16 protein-coding genes and 1 riboswitch are annotated in these 17,394 nt (G+C 33.9%); of the genes, 5 read left to right on the top strand and 11 right to left on the bottom strand.

What is annotated here, in order from left to right:
• Positions 1–44: 44 nt before the first annotated feature.
• Positions 45–551, top strand: coding sequence for an LURP-one-related/scramblase family protein (locus PTSHG_RS08475; protein ID WP_019108471.1), 507 nt, complete (start codon positions 45–47; stop codon positions 549–551).
• A gap of 73 nt (positions 552–624) precedes the next feature.
• Here PTSHG_RS08475 and thiM read toward each other — a convergent pair whose 3' ends face one another.
• The 5 genes from thiM to PTSHG_RS08450 all read right to left on the bottom strand — a co-directional run bounded on the left by thiM (position 625) and on the right by PTSHG_RS08450 (position 5,539).
• Positions 625–2,016 (bottom strand): hydroxyethylthiazole kinase, encoded by a 1,392-nt coding sequence (thiM, locus tag PTSHG_RS08470; protein WP_019108470.1) that lies wholly within the window; start codon positions 2,014–2,016, stop codon positions 625–627.
• The gene (gene thiD, locus PTSHG_RS08465; protein WP_019108469.1) at positions 2,006–2,812 is read right to left on the bottom strand and encodes a bifunctional hydroxymethylpyrimidine kinase/phosphomethylpyrimidine kinase; all 807 of its coding nucleotides are present in this window, start codon (positions 2,810–2,812) and stop codon (positions 2,006–2,008) included. The genes thiM and thiD overlap by 11 nt, the downstream gene beginning before the upstream one ends.
• Positions 2,802–3,317, bottom strand: coding sequence for an energy coupling factor transporter S component ThiW (gene thiW, locus PTSHG_RS08460; protein WP_019108468.1), 516 nt, complete (start codon positions 3,315–3,317; stop codon positions 2,802–2,804). Before thiW ends, thiD begins: the two co-directional genes overlap by 11 nt.
• 24 nt (positions 3,318–3,341) lie before the next feature.
• Positions 3,342–3,445: riboswitch (TPP riboswitch) on the bottom strand.
• A 52-nt stretch (positions 3,446–3,497) separates the two neighbouring features.
• The gene (gene thiC / locus PTSHG_RS08455) at positions 3,498–4,799 is read right to left on the bottom strand and encodes a phosphomethylpyrimidine synthase ThiC (protein ID WP_019108467.1); all 1,302 of its coding nucleotides are present in this window, start codon (positions 4,797–4,799) and stop codon (positions 3,498–3,500) included.
• A gap of 230 nt (positions 4,800–5,029) precedes the next feature.
• Positions 5,030–5,539, bottom strand: a complete 510-nt coding sequence (locus PTSHG_RS08450; protein WP_019108466.1) for an adenine phosphoribosyltransferase — start codon at positions 5,537–5,539, stop codon at positions 5,030–5,032.
• A 113-nt stretch (positions 5,540–5,652) separates the two neighbouring features.
• Here PTSHG_RS08450 and nhaC point away from each other — a divergent pair, with 113 nt between their 5' ends.
• Together nhaC and PTSHG_RS08440 are read left to right on the top strand one after the other, a co-directional pair.
• Positions 5,653–7,080, top strand: a complete 1,428-nt coding sequence (nhaC, locus tag PTSHG_RS08445; RefSeq protein ID WP_019108465.1) for a Na+/H+ antiporter NhaC — start codon at positions 5,653–5,655, stop codon at positions 7,078–7,080.
• Between the two features lie 52 nt (positions 7,081–7,132).
• Entirely contained in the window at positions 7,133–7,888 is a 756-nt protein-coding gene (locus tag PTSHG_RS08440) for a formate/nitrite transporter family protein (protein ID WP_019108464.1), read from the top strand.
• A gap of 26 nt (positions 7,889–7,914) precedes the next feature.
• Here PTSHG_RS08440 and PTSHG_RS08435 read toward each other — a convergent pair whose 3' ends face one another.
• The 3 genes from PTSHG_RS08435 to PTSHG_RS08425 all read right to left on the bottom strand — a co-directional run bounded on the left by PTSHG_RS08435 (position 7,915) and on the right by PTSHG_RS08425 (position 10,171).
• Positions 7,915–8,619 (bottom strand): YwaF family protein, encoded by a 705-nt coding sequence (locus PTSHG_RS08435; RefSeq protein ID WP_019108463.1) that lies wholly within the window; start codon positions 8,617–8,619, stop codon positions 7,915–7,917.
• 79 nt (positions 8,620–8,698) lie between these two features.
• Positions 8,699–9,124: a PaaI family thioesterase gene (locus PTSHG_RS08430; protein WP_019108462.1), complete on the bottom strand. Its 426-nt coding sequence runs from the start codon at positions 9,122–9,124 to the stop codon at positions 8,699–8,701.
• A gap of 9 nt (positions 9,125–9,133) precedes the next feature.
• On the bottom strand, positions 9,134–10,171 hold the full coding sequence (locus PTSHG_RS08425) for a DNA polymerase IV (RefSeq protein ID WP_019108461.1): 1,038 nt from the start codon (positions 10,169–10,171) through the stop codon (positions 9,134–9,136).
• Positions 10,172–10,248: 77 nt separating this feature from the next.
• On the opposite strand from PTSHG_RS08425, the gene PTSHG_RS08420 reads away from it, so the two are divergent.
• Positions 10,249–10,878, top strand: coding sequence for an HAD family hydrolase (locus PTSHG_RS08420; protein WP_019108460.1), 630 nt, complete (start codon positions 10,249–10,251; stop codon positions 10,876–10,878).
• A gap of 132 nt (positions 10,879–11,010) precedes the next feature.
• Here PTSHG_RS08420 and PTSHG_RS08415 read toward each other — a convergent pair whose 3' ends face one another.
• The 3 genes from PTSHG_RS08415 to PTSHG_RS08405 are packed head-to-tail and all read right to left on the bottom strand — an operon-like array spanning position 11,011 to position 14,339.
• A complete protein-coding gene (locus PTSHG_RS08415) occupies positions 11,011–12,792 on the bottom strand; it encodes a thioredoxin domain-containing protein (protein WP_019108459.1) in 1,782 nt (593 codons plus the stop codon).
• On the bottom strand, positions 12,792–13,724 hold the full coding sequence (locus tag PTSHG_RS08410; RefSeq protein WP_019108458.1) for an NAD(P)/FAD-dependent oxidoreductase: 933 nt from the start codon (positions 13,722–13,724) through the stop codon (positions 12,792–12,794). Before PTSHG_RS08410 ends, PTSHG_RS08415 begins: the two co-directional genes overlap by 1 nt.
• A gap of 9 nt (positions 13,725–13,733) precedes the next feature.
• Positions 13,734–14,339, bottom strand: coding sequence for a histidine phosphatase family protein (locus PTSHG_RS08405; protein ID WP_019108457.1), 606 nt, complete (start codon positions 14,337–14,339; stop codon positions 13,734–13,736).
• A gap of 199 nt (positions 14,340–14,538) precedes the next feature.
• On the opposite strand from PTSHG_RS08405, the gene PTSHG_RS09550 reads away from it, so the two are divergent.
• Positions 14,539–17,373 carry an S-layer homology domain-containing protein gene (locus PTSHG_RS09550; RefSeq protein WP_019108456.1) on the top strand — a complete coding sequence of 945 codons (2,835 nt, stop codon included), beginning with the start codon at positions 14,539–14,541 and terminating at the stop codon, positions 17,371–17,373.
• Positions 17,374–17,394: the final 21 nt, after the last annotated feature.

Below are 17,394 nucleotides of genomic sequence, written 5' to 3'. Positions count from 1 at the left end.
AAGAAATAAGTTCATGTTATAATCTATTTATAAAGAGGTGTAGAATGAAAAATTATTATTTCAAGGAAAAATTTTTTAAAATTACAGATCACTATGCCATCCTAGATGAAGATGGAAATGATGCCTATTTTGTTGACCAAGACTTTAAAATCATCGGCTATTCTTCCACTATTTCTGATTGTAATAGAAATCCAATTTTAGAAATTGACAAGGAAATTTTTAGTCTCTTTCAAAAATTTAATGTGAACTTTAGTGACGGAAGATATATGAGAGTTGAGTCAAAGCTAAGTTTTTTAACTAGAAAAGTTGATGTGGACTACGATGGAGAAACTTTTAAACTCAATGGAAACTTTATAGACTTGAATTTTGACATTTATAGGGGCGATGACTTAATTGGCGAAATTGAAAAAACTTTCTTTGCCATGACTGACACTTATAGGCTCACAGTTCACGATGAAAAATATACCGAAGCCCTTCTTGGACTTACCCTTTGCCTAAATAATATAAATGATACTGCTAGAGCTAGAGCTAGATCTAATTCCGCTGGATAAAAAATAAAAGTAATACAAGAAATTTAAAGTAAAAAAATCTGCTAAAAATTAAATTCTAGCAGATTTTTTTATATTATAAATTTTTTAATTTCTCTATTATTTCTCGCACATTTTTTTCTACTTCATCTTCCCTCACTGAAAAGATGGCTCTTGACATGCACAGACCATCTAAGTCTAGCCCAGTGAAAAAGTCTAACTTATCCTTACTTATTCCTCCTATAGGAAAGACTGGAATTAAGAGAGCCTCTCTTATTTCTTTAAAGCTTTCTAGTGTAATCCTTGAGGCATCTTTCTTGGTTTTTGTTTCAAAAAAAGCTCCCGTCCCAATATAAGATGCCCCCATATTTTCTGCCTCAATGCCAAGCTCTACAGTTTTTGCCGTTGCACCAATTATCTCATCTCTTCCCAAGACTTCTCTTGCCCGAGAAATTTTTTCGTCCTCTTGCCCAAGATGAAGTGCAGTGCCATATTTTTTTGCAAGCTTTAAGTTGTCATTTAAGATAAAAAGGCACTTACCATCAATTTCACTTTTTATATTTAAGATTTTTTCTCCAAGCTCATCTTCATCTGTAAACTTGTCTCTAAGCTGATAAATTCCCATTCCAGCCTTAACTGCATTTTTTATTTTCCATAAATCATCGCCTTCAGAAATCCCATATAAAATTGGCTTAATAAATTTAGCTGAAGGAGATAAAATTTCAAGCTCTCCACTTATTTCATCTATGCCTTGCATTTTATTTATAATATCTTGGGCATTTACTCTATTATCTCTTATGACATTTTTCCCAAGCTGTCTTAAAAATATTGCAGAAAGAGCACAGGCTTTTAAGTTTGACATGGGGGCTGCCAAAAGAGAAGTTATCATGGCAGATTCCATATCTCCTAAGCCAGTGATTTTTTTTAAATTTTCATCGCCACCAGGAATTGAAATTAATAAGTGAGAGTTAGCTATCACTTCATACTTGCCGCTAACTACAACTGTAGCTCCACTTTTTTCTTGGAGTTCTAAGGCAATATCTATGAAATCCTCTCGAGATAAATTTTCATCCCTTGAATCCACGCCAGTGAAGGTCTTGCCCCTTGCCAAGTAATTAATTTCGTTAAAATTTCCTCTTATGACATTAAATTTAAAATTATTGATAAGGTCTTTTGCCAAATCTCTTCTTAGGCTACTGGAAGCAACTCCAACTGGATCAAAGACCAGAGGAATATTATTTTCCTCTGCAACTTTTGCAGAAATTTTTATTGCTTCAATTTTATCTTCATTTAACATCCCCATATTCAAGAGGAGGGCAGAAGATTTTTTTGTAATTTCAGCAACTTCCTTGGAATACTCTGCCATCATTGGACTTGCTCCAAGAGATAAAACAAAGTCAGCAAGTCTAGCTCTTGTGACGCTATTTGAAATAATATGTACTAAGGGAGCCTTGTCCCTTAGATTTTTTAAATTTGCCTTAATCTTCATTTTTATCACTCAAATTATACATGTGATATAGGGGTCCCCTGCCCCTTCCTATATCAAAGCCATAAGCTATGGCACCACTTAAATATTTTTTTGCAGCTACAAGTGCATCATAAAGACTTTTTCCCTTTGCAAGTTCACAAGCTAGGGCACTGGATAGGGTGCAGCCTGTGCCATGGGTGTTTTTGTTGTCTATGTTTTTCCCCTCTATTACAAAGAGTCCATCTCTTCCACAAAGCACATCATCCTTTGAGTCTTTTAGGTGACCTCCCTTTATTAGAAAGGCTACTTTATATTTGTTATATAAAAATTCTGCTGCTTCCTTCATCTCTTCAAGGCTTTCAATTTTTTTGCCGTAAATAATTCCAGCTTCAATGAGATTCGGGGTGATTAAAGTTGCCTTTTTAAATAAAATTTCCTTCATCTTCTCAAGAGTATCATCAGGCACAAGGGTAAAGCCGCTAGTTGATGTAATAACTGGGTCTAAAACTATGGGCAGATCCTTAAAATATTTTTCAGCTACTTTTGATATAACTTCTACTTGTCCTGGACTTGCCACCATCCCAATTTTTACAGCATCGGGCATAATATCTTGGCAAATTGACAAAAGCTGACCCTTAAGCATTTCCTCACTTATAGGTAAGGAAGCCTTAACTCCCATAGTATTTTGTGCAGTTATTGCTGTAATGGCAGTCATGCCATAAAACTTATAAGAAGTTATGGTTTTTAAGTCGGCTTGGATACCTGCGCCACCGCTAGAGTCAGACCCAGCAATGCTTAAAATCTTTTTAATTTCCATGTTTATTTCCTTCTAAATTAAGATAATCATTAAGGGCAGTCTTTTTAAGACTCAAAATAATTATTATAGCTATTATTGAACCGCCAAGGGTACTTACAGAAAAAGGAATAATTAGTCCAAAAAATGCCATTTCCTTTCCAAGAATAAACTTGGCTACTGGATAGGCTAATAGGGCACCTATAACTCCTGTGCCAAAAACTTCCCCCAAAAATGCAAGGGAAAGCTTTCTTGTCTTGTAATATAAAATGCCTGCTAAAAAGGCACCAACCATTGAACCAGGAAAAGCCATTAAAGAGCCTGTGCCTGATAAATTTCTAATTAGTGAAATGCAAAAGGCAACAAGGACTGAATAGATAGGCCCCAATATTACTGCAGAAAGTACATTTACCATGTGCTGAATTGGATAACATTTTGAAAGTCCCACTGGAAAATTTACAAAGGAAAAAACAACGCCAAGGGCAACAAAAAGAGCTGCCACAGTTAACTTCTTAGTATTAGATTTCATATTTACCTCCTAGAGAGTGCTGCCATAAAAACTAAAACTATTCCCTACGTTGGCATTATCCAAATCAGGTAATGGTCGAAATTAACAATTTCCTCTCAGCCTGTCAACAAGCTCCCTTTTTTTAATTAAATTTTTACACTGAACTAAATTTATTTTATTTTTAATATTAGTTCACTTAGATTAACCTTCTATTTTAATATCTTTGCCTTCAAGTATTAAATTCATATTTTTTGCAGAGCACATTGAGCCGCACATTGTACAGGTATTTTCTTCTTCAGGCATTGATGCATCTCTGTACTCTCTTGGCTTAACCTTGTCAAGAGCAAGCTCAAACATTCCTTCCCAGTCAATTTTTTGGCGTCTCTTGCTCATTTCTAAATCCCAATTTCTTGCATCTTTTAATTTATTAATGTCTCCTGCATGAGCTGCAATTTTGCAAGCTACAATTCCTTCACGAACATCTTCTACATTTGGCAGTCTCAAATGTTCAGCAGGCGTTACATAACACAAGAAATCTGCACCATGAGCTGCTGCAATTGCACCACCAATTGCCGATGTAATATGGTCATAACCAGGTGCCACATCTGTAACAAGAGGTCCCAAGACATAAAAAGGTGCCTTGTGGCAAAGTTTCTTTTGAAGTTTGACATTCATTTCGATGTCACCAATTGGTACATGACCAGGCCCTTCAATAATTACTTGCACATCCTTCTCCCAAGCTCTCTTTGTAAGCTCGCCAAGTGTAATAAGTTCTGAAATTTGAGCGGGGTCTGTGGCATCATTTATGCCACCAGGTCTTAGGGAATCTCCAAGAGAAAGAGTCACATCATATTCTCTGCAAATATCTAAAAGTTCATCATAGTATTGATAAAAAGGATTTTCTTCGTCATTCATCATCATCCAACCAAAGAGTAGAGAGCCTCCACGAGATACAATTTCATTTACACGCCTATTCCTCATAAATATTTCAGCATTTGCCCTATTTATACCTGCGTGAATTGTCACAAAGTCCACTCCATTTTCGGCATGATTTCTAACTACATCTAAAAATTCCTCTGCCTTTATGCAAGAAAGTCCCTTGTCCAAAAAACCAACTGCATCATACATGGGCACTGTGCCTATCATGGCTGTAGATTTTTCAATTAATTTTTTCCTAAATTCTTGAGTCTTGCCATAATTTGATAAATCCATTATGGCTTCTGCACCCATTTTTAGTGCCATATCAACTTTTTCCATTTCCATGTCAATGTCATTTAAGTCCTTGGAAATTCCTAAGTTTACATTAATCTTAGTCCTAAGCCCCGTGCCAATGCCTTCAGGTGAAATTGATTTGTGATTTTTGTTTTTTGGAATGACAATTTCTCCACAAGCCATTTTCTCCAAGAGATATTCACAAGATACATTTTCCTTTTCTGCCACAATTTTCATCTCTTCTGTGACAAAACCATGCTTTGCTGCTTCCCTTTGAGTAGCATATTTCATATAAAAAAACCTCCTATAAAATTATAGGAGTAATCTTACTTTTCCCTGCCAAGGCATTATCCTAGCAGGTAAGATGGTCGAGTCTTAACTCCTCTCAGCAAATTGCTCCCATAAGTTTATTTATTCATTTCTTGATTTTATAATATAAAATCTTTTAAAACAAGAAAAATATAATACTAATTCATAAAATATTTTAAGTCTCTTTAATAAAGATAATAAATTTTTATTTCTTAATATTTTATAATTGATTCTACCCTTGTGCCACTTAAAATTTCTCGTCCCTTTAAATCTTCCAGTTCAACTAAAAAGATCGCCGAAGACACTTCTCCTTTTAGCTTTTCTACAAGATTTATACAAGCTTTTGATGTGCCACCAGTAGCAAGAAGATCGTCTACTATTACAATTTTTTCGCCAGCCTCTATTGCGTCCTTGTGAATTTCTATTGAGTCTTCTCCATACTCAAGCTCATAAGATTCACTTACTTTATCCCAAGGCAATTTTCCCGGTTTTCTCACAGGAACAAAACCTTTATTAAGTTTATAAGCAAGTGCTGCACCAAAAATAAATCCTCTAGCTTCAATGCCAATTATCTTATCTACATCTTTATCAATTTTTTCTGCCATTTCATCTACTGCTTTATTGAACGCATCTTTATCTTTTAAAAGAGTTGTAATATCTCTAAAAATAACTCCTTTTTTTGGATAATCTTCAATTGCACGAATTGTATCTTTTAATTCCATAACTTCCTCCATTCTCTTATAGTATATCATCTTTACTAATTTACTAAAACTTTTATTATTCTTCTTTTGATGATATAATATGTTAAATTTTTCTATTTATCACGAGGTGCTAAATGAATAACGAAAACATAAAAAAATATGACAAAGCTATAAGAAAGGCAAATTTTGGCGAAGCCCTCTTTACTTTCATATCTCTTGTCATCATAATGTTTGTAAGTATTATAAAATACGGAGAAAGTCCACACATCCCCATGCTTATTGGGGTTTTAATAGCTTCTCTTGTGGCACTAAAAATTGGCTACTCTTGGAAGTTTATCGAAAACTCTATGATTAAGGGAATCTCACAAGCTATGCAATCCATAATAATTCTTGCAATCATAGGTGTTTTAGTAGGTGTTTGGATTTTATCTGGTGTTGTGCCAACTATGATTTATTATGGCCTTTTAATTCTAAAGCCTTCAATTTTTCTTGTTACCACAGTTTTAATCACATCAATAACTTCTCTCGCAACTGGAACAAGTTGGGGCACTGCTGGAACTATGGGTATTGCCCTTATGGGAATTGCAAGTGGACTTGGCATTCCTGCGCCAATTACTGCAGGTGCTGTCCTATCTGGTGCTTACTTTGGCGACAAAATGAGTCCCTTATCTGATACCACAAATCTTGCACCAGCAATGGCAGGTACAGATGTCTTTACTCATATAAAGGCAATGTTTAAGCCAACTATCATCACTTATATTTTAACTCTTCTCATCTTTGGATTTTTATCAATGAAATATAAGGGAAGTTCTGCAGATTTATCAAGTGTAAAATTTATAACTGAAGGTTTAAAAAATAATTTTAATATCTCTCCAGTCCTATTAATCGCACCACTTATTGTAATACTTTCTATTGCAAAAAAAGTTCCTGCTGTGCCTGGCATAAGTCTTGGCATAATTGCTGCTGCTATCTTGGGAGCAATTTATCAAAAAATAAATTTTGGAGATCTTTTATCTTGTGCCCTGAATGGTTTTGTATCAGAGACTGGCATAGAGTCAGTGGATAAACTTTTAACAACGGGTGGACTTAATAACATGATGTCCTCTATTTCTCTTACAATAATTGCCATGATGTTTGGAGGTATTGCAGAAGAGACTGGAATACTGGAAGCCATTGTAAAAAAATTCCTCCACAGAATAAAATCTACTGTGGGTCTTGTCACTGCCACTATTTTAACTTGCCTTTTCACAAATGCAACTATGCCTGAACAATACATCTCCATAGTTGTGCCTGGCAGAATGTTTAAAAATGAATACAAGGACAGAGGGATAGAGCCAAAACTTTTGTCCTCAACACTCGAATCTGGTGGAACTGTTACCTCAGCTATGATTCCTTGGAACACTTGCGGTACTTATATGACAACTGTTCTTGGAGTCTCAACAGCTCACTATCTTCCCTTCTTGTTTTTCAATCTACTTATGCCTATTGTTCAAATAATAATGACGGCAATAGATAGAGATAAATTTAAGATAAATAGCGACAAAGATACTTTCATCAATTGAAAAATTACCTCTTTTTGATATAATGTTTAGTGAAGAAAAAAAGAGGTGTGATATGTATAAAGATGTAATAACCGGAATTTCAAATTCTGCAAACACGAAGAAAAATTTACTTGAAAAATCTCTTTTTAAGTATATGGTTGCTTCAGTGCTTGCAGGATTTTTTATTGGCATAGGAATGCTTATAATGACACTTTCATCTAGTGTATTTTCTCCTTTACCAATTGCAGCTGTAAAATTTATTAATGGTTTTGTCTTTTCCCTTGCCCTATCCTTTGTGGTATTCGCAGGTGGCGAGCTCTTCACAGGCAATGTACTTGTGACAACTGTGGGAAGACTAAATAAAAAAATGGACACTGGAACACTTTTAAAAATTTTAATTTTTTCCTACATAGGAAATATTTTAGGTTCAATATTAATTTCATTTTTCTTTAAAATGACTGGGGTTTCTCCTGAATACAATGAAGCCCTATTAAAACTTGCCACTGCAAAGACAAGCTTCGACTTCATCCCGCTACTATTCAAGGGAATTATGTGCAACATTTTAGTCTGCCTTGCAGTTTTAATTTGCTCAAGAAAAATTTCCGATTCATCAAAGTTATTTTTAATTTTCTGGTGCATACTTGCCTTTGTAAGTCTTGGCTTTGAACATAGCGTTGCAAACATGACTTGTTTTGCACTAGCAAAAATCTTAAATCCAGACTTTGCCTTTGCACTAATTCTTAAAAATTTAATACCAGTTACTATTGGAAATATAATAGGTGGCGTTTTAGTTGCCCTAACTTATAACACTATAGCTAGCGAAAATTAAAATAGACGAGGACAAAAATCCTCGTCTTATTTTTTTCGTAATCTTGCTATTAATTTGTAAATAAAAAATGTAAGCACCATCACAAATATGGTAACTATCAAAAGTCCAAATATATAATTTGGAAATATATTTTTTATTGTTGCAAGAGGAGAACCTTCATAGGGTTCTTCAATAAAAAAATAATTTGCATTTAGCTTTTTGTTTAAAACTTTTATAATTGGCAAAATAAAAACTATAAAAATACTTGGATATATAATATCTTTAAGTTTTGGCTCATATTCCTTTGATATTACGAGATATACTGGATAAAAAGTATTTATCCCGTGAATTATCCATGAAACAAGAGCAACATAGGAATATTTATTTACCATATCCCAGCCTGGTGTAAATAAACTTAAAAGTGCCGCTGGCATAAATAAAAAATAAAGAGATGCCTTAATAAACTTGCTTTCATAAAAAGCATCTAATGCCATAAATTGTGCACCAAATAAGCAGAGGTGGAAAGGCAAGTATGAACTGTCATAATGGCCATCAATTAAAACTGCAATAAGCCTAATCATTTCTAGTGCAATTGGCATTACAGCAAGAATTTTTCTAAAAGTCCTATTATTTTTCCATGGTTTATATAAGAAAATTGCAAATATAAAAATTATTGCTAAACAAAATAAGTGATAGCTGCCAAAAAACTTAAAACCAACTTCACCATAATCTAAATCCCAAAAATTTCTCATCTATAATAAAAATCCTTACTTTATAAATTCTTAAAATATTTTAACATAGAAAGTCAAAAAAAGATTTGAGATTTTAAAATTATTTTTCTAAAAATTCTTTCCCAACAACTTCTATATCATTAACTATAAAGAATGTAAAACTACCTCTTGCAATTATTTTATCCTTGCTCTTAGCCTCAACTTCAACTACCTCTGTTCTCTTTCCCATGTGAACTATTCTTGTATTTGAATAGATCTCTTCTCCCTCTCCTATACTCTTTATAAAATTTATGCTAGAGTCCAGCGTAACAGCTTTCCTGCCCTTTGAAATAGACAAAAGACCAGCCGCAGTATCCATTAAGGCAAAAATTTCTGCTCCATGTAAAATGCCATAGGCATTCAATTGATTTCTCTCTGCTTTCATCTTTAAAACCATGTTGTCGCCATAAAGACTATCAAATTTTATATTTGCTCTCTTTAAATATTCATCTTCTTCAAATATTTTTTTTAAATTTATTTTTTCCATTTTTCTCCCCTAATTAAAAAAAGAAAGTTGTTTTATATTTAAGTCAACTAAATTTGAAAGAGTTATACCAATAAGCCTTAGCTTCTCGCCATCATAGGCTTCATCGAAAATCTCCAAAGTCTTATTTAAAATATCTTCTTCCTCATAAATTGCCGCATCATAAGTCCTAGACCTTGTCTTAACCTTAAAATTTTCATTTTTCATCTTTAGTGTCAAAGTGTAGCCAGAAATTTCCTTTACAATTAAATCTTCTGAAACTTCTTTGGAAAAGTCCTTTAAATGATTAATTAATTCCTCTTTATTCTTTGTGGCTTCAAAAGTTGACTCTGTGCCAAGACTTTTTCTCACAGCATTTGGTGTAACTTCTCTATTGTCAATTCCTCTGATTCTATTATAAATTTCTTCGCCACTCTTTTTGAACATATTCACCAAAAAATCATAGGACAAGGAATAGAGGTCTTCAACTTTATTTATGCCAATATTCCTAAGTTTTTTCTCTGATTTATCTCCAATACCATGAACCTTTCGTATGTCTAGTGGAAATAAAATATCTGGCATATCTGACTCTCTAATAATCATAATCCCCTTTGGCTTATTCCAGTCGCTAGCGAGTTTTGCCAAAAATTTATTGTAGCTAAGACCTACGCTTACATTTAGTCCAGTCTTATTGAATACATCTCTTTGCAAATCATAAATAATATTTTCGTCATATCCAAGCCCTGTGATGTCAAGATAGGATTCATCTATGGAAACTTTTTCGATTTTTTTTGTGTAAGTTTTTAAGACATCGAAAACCTCGCGAGATTTCTCAAGGTATCTCTCTCTTCTCATAGGTTTAATTATTAAATGGTCGCAGAGATTTTTCGCCATATACATTGGCATGGCAGAGTGAATCCCATAATTTCTCGCAAGATAATTAGCCGTAGTGACAACTCCATGGTTAGATCTACCGCCTACGACTAGAGGTTTTCCTACTATGCTATTGTCGTCAAGTTCTTCAACTGATGCGTAAAAGGCATCTATATCAACATGAATAATAATTCCCATAAATATCACGCCTTTAGTATATCACAAGAACTTTTTATAAAGAAGACAATTTGATATAATTCTATTGAGGTGAGATTTTGAAAAGAAAAGTTGCTCTCTACGATTTTGACAAAACTATTGTTAACTGCGAGTCCATAGTCGAGCTTTATAAATACGCAATAAAAAACAAAAAAATAAATATTTTTAAAAGTCTTTGGAATTTAGCCCTTGCTTACATAAAATCAAAAATAAATTCTGATTTTGAAATTATGAAAAACCAAATGGTTTCTGTAATAAAATATTTAACAGAGGATGAGTTGCAGGACTTTGTCACAAACTATCTCTATCCAAAATTTTTCTTCAAGGAATTTGAAGATGAATTTTCTTCCTATGATGAGTACACAATAAAAATCCTCTGCTCCGCATCTGCAACAAATTACTTGATTTATGTGGGCGAACTTTTCTCCTTTGACTATATCATTGGCACAGACCTAGACAACGATTATAAATTATATCGCGGCAACAACAAGAAAGACACTAAAGTAAAAAATATCAAGGAAATTTTAGAAAGAGATGGCTATGAAATTGACTACGAAAATTCCCTTGCCTACTCCGACTCTTACAAGGACGATAAATATATGCTTAGAATGGTAAAAAATAGATTTTTGATTAATTCAAAAGTAAATAAAAAGGGCTATGTAAATTTATCTTGGCATACAAAAAAATAAATTTAAAAAAATAAACTGAGGCACATAATGTTCTCAGTTTATTTACCGAAATTAAAACCCCTTGCTAAGAATATCCTATGAAATTAGATATTCCAGCGAGGGTTTTTCAATTAATTTGAATTTCTTTCTTACTTAGATTTCTAAAATATATTTTTCAATTAATTCAGCAATTTCGTCATAGGATTTTTCTCCCAAGAACTCATAAACTTTTTCGCCATCCTTATAGAAGGAAACTCTTGGCAATTGGAAAATTTCATATTTCTCTGCAAAATCTTTATTTTTATCAAGATCCATATAGAAGCAAGATACTTCTCTAAATTCTTCTTCAAGTAAAACCTGCATTACTTCCATAAGTGGCTCGCAGTGAGAGCATCTCTCTGCACCAAAAATAATAATTGCAGCCTTTTGACTTTTAACTGTCTCATCAAAACGGTTCTCTGTAACATATTTTATTACAGATTCATTTCTCTTGATTACCTTTTTATTTTCTGCAAGGTCTTTAACTGATTCAGACTCTTGTGAAAGTGGATCTATATCTACAGTCAATTTGCTCCTATCTACATTTGTTAACTCAACTGATTTAAAGTCTCCTGCACCCTTTAGTTTAAAGTAAGAAGCATCTTCTATTTCTTCAATTTCATTTTCCCCATCATCTACTCCCAGATAATCGTAAGGATACCTATAAACTCTATAAATCATGTTGTTTTTCAAAAGATTTTCTGTAGTAGTCCTATAAGGGCAAGTCCATTGCCATACTATTTCCTTTGAATTTGTTATTTCTATTACAAGTCCCTCTGTTGCAAGAGTTATAAGAGTATTTCCATTGGGAAGTCTTTGTAAATTTCCACCGTAAGGCGAATAAAATTTATATCCATTCATTGGAATAGAAAAGCCAAAATCCCTTGGGTCAACTGACCAATTGACTGCTAATGTGACAGGATTTATCTCTAGTATCCTCGAATAATTTCTCACAAATGGCAAAAGTCCCGATGGCGAAGTAAGGGTAGGAGAACCATAACCACATCTTCCCCCATTATCAAAAATTAAAAGATTTCCCTCTCCTGGAAGCCCCCTTGGGATAATACTGGCAAAGGCAGAACCAACTACTGGGTCAACCTTTTTGAAATCAGAAAAATTTGGTCCAAGCTTGTAACAAATTCGTGACCTCTTTTTGTCAATTATACCAATGATGTTTGCTGATCTCGCAGTAAACAAAATATTATCTGGATGAAAGCGAGGGTCTCCTTGGTCATACCACTTATTTTCGCCAATTGTCGATATTGAAGTTACATCTAAATAATTTCCCAGAGGTCTCTCTGTCATTCTAAGGTTTGGATTTCTGTAGAGAACATTTTTTGCCTCTTCAGAAAAACCAAGTTGATCAAAATGCTCGCTAAAAGAAAACTTCCAAACAATATTTCCCTCTTCATCAACTTCTAAAATCACATCGTCAAGTAAAGTCTTATCAGAAATTCTATTGTCCTTAATTGCATCGTGAACAAGTAATAGAGTTTTGCCTCCCTCAACAATTTTTTCCTTTGGATAATAATATCCCACGGAATTTCCCTCTCTTTGGAAGTCAGAATGTGCTCTTGCCATCCACTTTGGGCGGTAACCTCTGTCCTCCGTAAACTTAAACTTGTCAAAATCAAATTGAACCCTGCCATCTTTATCAAACTCCACGAGTTTAATACCGTCACTGACACCAAAGTCTGATGACCTAAAAGAAGAAATACTCATAATATTTTTATTGGGTAGCATCTTGGCAGGCATTGGATTTACAGAAAACCTCTTGAGCTCTGTCCCATCCATTTTTGTGATGAGAGCTCCGTCCTTAGCAGTTGAAATTAAATTTATGCCATTGTATGCTTTTTCTCTGTTGTAAACCACAGTTCCCCTTGGATAGACTCTCATTATACACCTCTATTCCTAATAAACTTTTCTGCATAAACTGTAGCAATAGCGCCGTCATTTGCCGCAGTCACAATTTGTCTAAGTGGTTTCTGTCTTATATCTCCTGCCGCAAAAATACCTTCCACAGAAGTTCTCATGCAATCGTCAGTTTTTATAAAACCAAAATTATCTATCTCAACAAAATCTTTTACAAAATCAGAATTTGGACTCATACCTGCAAAAATAAATATTCCATCAGAAGTAACTCTTGTGCTTTTCTTGTCAGATAAGTTTAAAATATCAAGACTATTTACTCTTTCCCCTCCATAAATTCCTTCAAGCTTTGAGTGCCAAGTGTAAGAAATTTTTGGATTCTTTTTTATTCTCTCAACTTCAAATTCATTCCCATCAAAATTTCCTTCTTCATGAATAATAATCATGTTAATAGAATTTGCAAAATTGGAGAGATAATCAGCCTCTTCAAGAGCAAGGTCTCCTGATCCCAAAATATGTATATCCTTGTCCTTAAAATAATCAGCATCACAAGTTGAGCAATAAGACACACCTCTACCTGCAAATTCAGTTTCGCCAGGCACATTTATCATCTTTGCATAAGTTCCAGTTGCAATAATAATTGCTTTGGCATAAAATTCCTTGCGCCTTGAAGTAATAATTTGAAATCCATCATCTTTTTTTATAATTTTGGATGCAGTTCCATAAGTAAACTCATTACTTGTAAAATTTTCTGCCTGTTTTCTAAATTCATTAATTAAATCCCTTCCAGAAATATCCTTAAAGCCAGGATAATTAATTACCCTTGGCGTGTCATTGACTCTCCCGCCAAAGGAAAATTTCTCAATAATAAGAGTATTTAAAAGAGACCTGCCAGCATATATGGCAGCACTTAAACCAGCTGCCCCTGCACCAATAATAATCAAATCATAACTTTTCATCTAATCACCTCAAATAGAATCCACAGAATTTTGTGGAGCCTTCTTTATAATCTTAAACTTGCCATCATGATAATCACAAATATTGAATTCCCCATTACGTCTTACCCTGTTTACCCAAAAATTTTCCATGGGCACATTCTCCATAATAGAATACATGGCAACAATGGTCACACCATGAGTTACAACTAAAATAGTCTTGTCGATTTCAGGATAAACGGCATACTCAAAAAATTTTTCAACTCGCCTTCTTAGGTCATAGAGACTTTCTCCATCAATTCTGTTATAGGAGTGAGGTTTTTCAAAATAAAGTTTGTGGAGCCACTTATCATCTTTTTTCACATCTTTAATATTTTTCCCCGACCAGTAACCCACATCAATCTCACGAAGGAGTGAAGTCTTTATAATCTTTCTGTCAGGACAAATTAATTTTGTAGTGTCATAGGCTCGACCAAGATCAGATGAATAAACACTGTCGAAGTGAATGTCCTTACATTTTTCGTGAAGAATTTTCCCCATCTCTATTCCCTCTTCAGTTAGTGGAGAATCATCTTGCCCCTGAATAAGGCCAGCCCTGTTCCACTCAGTTTCCCCATGTCTTGTAAAATAAATCCTCATACTTCCCTCCCATCTATAAAAAAAACTATATTCCTATTAATATTATATATTATAAGAAAAAACAATTAAAGAAAGAAAAGCTTGTCCTTTTAGCTGAAAATCCTACAAAACCTTGAAATTGCCTTGCATTTTCCCCTTATTATTATTATTGAAAGGGTATTTTTATTTCCTTAAACTTATTTATTACTAGGAGGAATTTATGAAAAAGAAAATATTTGTAATAATTTTTGCCTTTGCCTTAATATTTTCATCTGCAATTTTTTTATCAGCTGAAAATACTTATGCAGAAGGCGAAAAGACCTTTGTTCTTAAAAAAGCTGACGGCACTGAACTAGGTCAATACGATGAAATTAAAGATGGTTGGGACGAAAATACTATACTTGGCATGATGAAAAAAACAGATAAAAATGCTAGTTATGTTATAGAAGTGACTAAAGACTATGAATTTGAAGGTACTTCAAGATCAATAATAAGCGGATTAAATATTACCTTCACATCTAAAGAAGGCACTTCTCCCGTACTTACATCAGGAAATGGTATGCCACACTTTTTTCTAAAGGATGGCAACTATCTTTTTAAAAATATCATTCTTGAAGGAAAAGACGGATCTACTGGTGGTGGTATCTATACTCATGATGACAATCAAGGCATTACAATTACTTTAGACAAGGGTACAGTCATAAGAAATTGTAATTATGTAGACGCCCCTTATAGCTATCGCACCCTTGTCATTAGAGATGAATATAATGATGGAAAAGATTCCACTCTTATTATTAACGACGGCGTTACAATTGAAAATAATAAGTTGAATTCTCAAAACGGAGGATCTCCTATTTCTGTTCGTGAAAATTGCAAGCTTATAGTAAATGGCGGAGAGTTTAAAAATAATGAATCTCAATATAATCGAACAGGCGGTGGAGTAATCTTTAATGAAGAAGGCGCCGAAACTATTATTAATGGCGGAAACTTTGAAGGAAATAAAGCAGAAGGCTATGGCGGAGCAATTATTAACTATGGTAAGCTTACAGTAAATAAGGGAACTTTTAAGGGTAATGAAGCATCAAATGGCGGAGCAATTTGCTCACTCGCAGATAATAATGTATTAATTGTAAATGGTGGAATTTTTGAAAATAACAAGATTACTGGCACATTAGGTGGTGCTATAGTTGCAGATAATAAAGTAAGCATTGAAAATGCCAATTTTGTTGGAAATGCTTCAGTTAAAGTTAAAGGTAAAGGTGGAGCAATTTTTGTAAGAAATAGCAATAATGCTTCTATAAAAAATAATACATTTAATAATAACACAGCTAAATTTGGCGGAGCTTTGTTTGTAACTAATGTTGAAGGTATTGTCGAAAGAAATACCTTTGAAGGAAACTTTGCAGAAAGATTTTCTTCAGCTTTTCATGTAAAAGATTCAAGTGTAAGTATTACAAGTAATATATTTAAAAATAACGGCAAAAATGAAGATAAGCTAACATCTGCCGGCACACTTATGGTCGAAAGTGTCAAAAACAATGAAGTAATTGAAGCTAACGGCAATACATTTGAAAACAACGCCGCAGGTTTAGGCGGAGCGGCAGTTGTACAAGCTGGTACAGTAGATTTTAATGGTTGCAGTTTTAATAAAAATAATTCCGCTGAATATGGTGGAGCAATGTATATTACAAAAAATGCAACAGTAAATATAACAAACTCCAAATTCGAAGAGAACTCTGCAAAAAGAGGTGGCGCAATTGTCACTGAATTATTCTCACAAGCAAACCCTGCAGAAAAAGAAAAATATGCAAACTTAACTATTGCAGATGATGTTGTGTTCGACAAAAACTTTGCAAGTGACGGCTACTTTAACCCACCTACTAACTACAAGGATTTCCAAGAGCTTAAATTTGAAACAACTTCTCTTATGGGCAAACTTCGTGCTATTAAATCTGATATGACAACTTACGAAAAAGTTGACAGCCTTTTAAACAACTACGATGTCTACTATGTAAATCCTTTAGTTACAGTTATTTATGATTCTAATGGTGGAAATCCCGCAGAAAAAATTTATGGCGAAGAACTTAAATCTGAAAATGATAAAATTAAACCAGCTAATCATATAATTAAAACTATAAAAGAAACTGGACTTACAAGAGAAGGTCTTGAATTTAAAGGATGGAATACTCAAGCCGATGGAAAGGGCACTGCATATAAAGCAGGGGACAAAATAGATGTTTCTAGCAACCAAATTCTTTACGCAATTTGGGGAGAAAAAACTCCTAGTCCAACTCCAAAGCCTGAACCTCAGCCTGAACCAAAACCAGAAACTAAACCTGAAGCTATCCCTGAAATAAAAATTCATGAATATGTTGAAACTTTTCCTGTCTTTGCCCAAGCTGATTCTATGAAAGTTCCAGAAAAGCTAAGCGAAAGTCATATTGAATACATCAGCGGCTATCCTGACGAGACTGTAAGAGCCGATTGCAATGTAACAAGGGCTGAGGCTGTAACAATGCTTGTAAGACTAAAGGCTTATCCTTTAACTGAAGGCGAAGAAATCTTTAAGGACGTAAAGGCTAATGCTTGGTACGCACCTTTCATCAGCGCTGCTTACAAAAATAATATTTTAGAAGAAAAGAAGGGTCAAGCTTTTAGACCTGATGAAAAAATTACAAGAGCAGAACTTGCACAGTTAATTTCCCACCTTGACAAGAAAAATAATGCCAAGGCAACTTTCCCTGACATTGCTGGACACAAGTATGAAGCTGCAATAAATCAAAGTTTTGGAAATGACAGAATTTCTGGCTATCCTGACGGAAGCTTTAAACCAGACAATGCAATTACAAGAGCAGAAACTGCTAGAATTTTAAATAGTCTTTTCGACAGAAAGGTAAATGAAAAGGGACTTGCTAAAGTAATGGCTGACCTTAGACTTTACAAGGACTTAGACAAGAGCCACTGGGCTTATTATGAAATAATCGAAGCTTCTCACACTCACCAATATGAAAGAATGGAAAATGGTTTTGAAAACTGGACAAGTATTATTAAATAATAAAATTTAGATTAAACAAAA

It is taken from the genome of Peptoniphilus senegalensis JC140 (assembly GCF_000321025.1).
Classification (GTDB): domain Bacteria; phylum Bacillota; class Clostridia; order Tissierellales; family Peptoniphilaceae; genus Peptoniphilus_A; species Peptoniphilus_A senegalensis.
Note: the sequence above shows the minus strand (reverse complement) of the source record. Positions and strands in the feature narration are given on the sequence as shown.

What these genes read in the sequence shown, in the direction of transcription:
- PTSHG_RS08435 (WP_019108463.1), bottom strand. Translation starts at nt 8,619, where the DNA reads ATGAGAAATTTTTGGGATTTAGATTATGGTGAAGTTGGTTTTAAGTTT.
- PTSHG_RS08425 (WP_019108461.1), bottom strand. Translation starts at nt 10,171, where the DNA reads ATGGGAATTATTATTCATGTTGATATAGATGCCTTTTACGCATCAGTT.
- thiM (WP_019108470.1), bottom strand. Translation starts at nt 2,016, where the DNA reads ATGAAGATTAAGGCAAATTTAAAAAATCTAAGGGACAAGGCTCCCTTA.
- thiD (WP_019108469.1), bottom strand. Translation starts at nt 2,812, where the DNA reads ATGGAAATTAAAAAGATTTTAAGCATTGCTGGGTCTGACTCTAGCGGT.
- PTSHG_RS08410 (WP_019108458.1), bottom strand. Translation starts at nt 13,724, where the DNA reads ATGAAAAGTTATGATTTGATTATTATTGGTGCAGGGGCAGCTGGTTTA.
- nhaC (WP_019108465.1), top strand. Translation starts at nt 5,653, where the DNA reads ATGAATAACGAAAACATAAAAAAATATGACAAAGCTATAAGAAAGGCA.
- PTSHG_RS08440 (WP_019108464.1), top strand. Translation starts at nt 7,133, where the DNA reads ATGTATAAAGATGTAATAACCGGAATTTCAAATTCTGCAAACACGAAG.
- PTSHG_RS08405 (WP_019108457.1), bottom strand. Translation starts at nt 14,339, where the DNA reads ATGAGGATTTATTTTACAAGACATGGGGAAACTGAGTGGAACAGGGCT.
- PTSHG_RS08475 (WP_019108471.1), top strand. Translation starts at nt 45, where the DNA reads ATGAAAAATTATTATTTCAAGGAAAAATTTTTTAAAATTACAGATCAC.
- thiW (WP_019108468.1), bottom strand. Translation starts at nt 3,317, where the DNA reads ATGAAATCTAATACTAAGAAGTTAACTGTGGCAGCTCTTTTTGTTGCC.
- PTSHG_RS08450 (WP_019108466.1), bottom strand. Translation starts at nt 5,539, where the DNA reads ATGGAATTAAAAGATACAATTCGTGCAATTGAAGATTATCCAAAAAAA.
- PTSHG_RS08430 (WP_019108462.1), bottom strand. Translation starts at nt 9,124, where the DNA reads ATGGAAAAAATAAATTTAAAAAAAATATTTGAAGAAGATGAATATTTA.
- PTSHG_RS09550 (WP_019108456.1), top strand. Translation starts at nt 14,539, where the DNA reads ATGAAAAAGAAAATATTTGTAATAATTTTTGCCTTTGCCTTAATATTT.
- PTSHG_RS08415 (WP_019108459.1), bottom strand. Translation starts at nt 12,792, where the DNA reads ATGAGAGTCTATCCAAGGGGAACTGTGGTTTACAACAGAGAAAAAGCA.
- thiC (WP_019108467.1), bottom strand. Translation starts at nt 4,799, where the DNA reads ATGAAATATGCTACTCAAAGGGAAGCAGCAAAGCATGGTTTTGTCACA.